The following is a 1,407-nucleotide window of genomic DNA, read 5'->3' as shown; positions in this document are numbered from 1 at the left end:
CCCGGGCGTTTCGGCCTGGGGTGGGCTGGGCCTGATGCGCGGCGACAGCGGCTACCGCGAAGCCAGTGCGCAGCTGGGGATGTCCTACGCCTGGTAAAGGGTCGTGACAGCGGCGGACGGAGATGAGGACGCCGGGCACTGCCCGGCGTCCTTTTCTGCTTCCGGCGGCCCACCATCGTCGGCCACCTGAACACCCAATGCATGTACCGACAGGCGCGGCGTATCTGCAACTTCTTGCATGGGTCGCGTCGCATATCACCGCGACACTGCGCGTCCTCGCTGACACGTGCCGCACGCCACCCGACCGCCCTCACGTCGCCCTCCCCCCTTCAGGAAGGTGACGCCGGGAGGCGCACCGCCGGGGCGCGGCAATCACCTGACGTGCGCGGCCACGGTTTCCCACTGACGAGATCACTACGATGACTGGAACACCCTCCAAGCGGCCTGCCGTGCGCTCCCTTGCCTGTGCTGTGGCGTTCGCACTGGTTTCGCTGCCCCACGGCGCCATGTCCGAGGTCCTCGATGGCGAGACGCTGGTATTGAATCCAGACAGCAGCATTGAGGAATGGACCCTCCTGAACGGCGCGCAGCTTATCGTCGACGGAGCGGGTACCCGCTCCATCGATGCCTCCCAGAATTCGCGCGTGCAGATGCAAGGTGCCGCCGCCCAGGTGGACGACGACGAACAGGACGTGGTGAGGCTGCGGGACACGGCCGTGCTGGAAGCAACCTCGAGCACGTTCCGCGGCGGGAGCGTGCACCTGTCTGGCAACAGCTCGGCACATCTGGTCAACAGCGCCGTTCTGGTGACCCGTGCCGATGGCCTGGATCCCACCGGCCTCAGCGTGGGCGTGGATATCACCAGTACCGACCCGAGCCACGGCGCACGCGTCGTTCTGGATTCGACCCGCGTCCGCGTCGAAGACTCCACCGGCGGAATCAACAGTGGGCTCGGTGTGCGGATGACGGCTGGCCAGGTCGACATCGTCAACGGGGCACGGATCGAGGCGGACAACATCGGGGTGCAGCTGTTCTCTCGTGTGGAGGCCGCAGACCCGCTGCGCCTGCGCATCGACAATGCCACCGTGCAGTCCGGCCGGGGCGCCGCGATAAACGTGGCATCCATGCATGGAGTTGAAAACAGCGCCGAGATCGTGATTGCCAACGGCGCGCAGCTCATCGCCGGCGACGGCAATCTGCTGCTGATGCAGACGCGCGACGGCAGCGTGGATGCCGGTCGCATCGACGTGGACTTCACCGTCGACGATGCACGCCTTGGTGGCAATGTCACCTTCGATACCCGCACCATGAACGGCACGCTGGATGTCACGCTGCGCAACAACGCGCGCATCGACGGTCGCTTCATCAACGTCAGCCGCGCCGACATCGGCACCAACAGCACCTGGA

General features: G+C 66.1%; 1 pseudogene. It reads left to right on the top strand.

Going from position 1 to position 1,407, the window contains the following annotated elements:
• Positions 1 to 506: 506 nt before the first annotated feature.
• Positions 507 to 1,407 (top strand): annotated as a pseudogene (locus ACPEH8_RS19380) (autotransporter outer membrane beta-barrel domain-containing protein); the annotation flags it as partial.

The organism is Stenotrophomonas sp. NPDC077461 (genome assembly GCF_049545475.1).
GTDB classification, from domain to species: domain Bacteria; phylum Pseudomonadota; class Gammaproteobacteria; order Xanthomonadales; family Xanthomonadaceae; genus Stenotrophomonas; species Stenotrophomonas nematodicola.
This window is presented reverse-complemented; position numbering and strand designations above follow the sequence as displayed.